Origin of the sequence: Micromonospora sp. DT4 (assembly GCF_049841675.1) — a bacterium.
In the GTDB taxonomy this organism is placed as follows: Bacteria; Actinomycetota; Actinomycetes; order Mycobacteriales; family Micromonosporaceae; genus Micromonospora.
This window is the reverse complement of sequence record NZ_JBNCKT010000375.1, coordinates 1-522: the sequence shown is the minus strand read 5'-3', so window position 1 is coordinate 522 and position 522 is coordinate 1. Positions and strand designations below refer to the sequence as shown.

Here is a 522-nt window from a genome sequence, read left to right as displayed (position 1 = left end):
CATAGCGCTCGGGTAACACTCCGGACACCCGTGATGTTCCTACCCCACCAACCATGATCCACAAGACAGGCCCTAGGCCGCGCCGGCTTCCGGCTCGTGTATGACGGCCGGGCCGCCGAGGTGCGGTTGCGCCTCTACGGGTTGCACCAGGCATCCAACGCGCTCGCCGCCGCCACCGTCGCTCTCGGGCTGGGCCACCCAATCGAAGCCGTGGCCCAGGCGGTATCGCACGCCGAAGCGGTGTCACCAGGCCGGATGCAGGTCACCACCCGCGCGGACGGGGTGACCGTCATCAACGACGTCTACAACGCCGCGCCCGACGCCATGCGCGCCGCACTACGCGCCCTGCACGCGATGACCGGGGACGACCAACGGGCGGTCGCGGTGTTGGGCGAGATGAATGAGTTGGGCGAGCACGCCACAGAGGTACACCGCGAGATCGGACTGTTCCGCCCCGGGTTAGATGGAGACATCGAATCCTGGAGGAACACCGGCGATGCCTGCACCGAAGAAGTACAACGA

At 67.0% G+C, this 522-nt stretch carries 1 protein-coding gene; it reads left to right on the top strand.

Translation table 11 applies throughout. The features are described from left to right. Positions 1–126: 126 nt before the first annotated feature. On the top strand, positions 127–522 hold a 396-nt coding region (locus ACLQ24_RS30170; protein ID WP_425895127.1), incomplete at its 3' end, for a glutamate ligase domain-containing protein.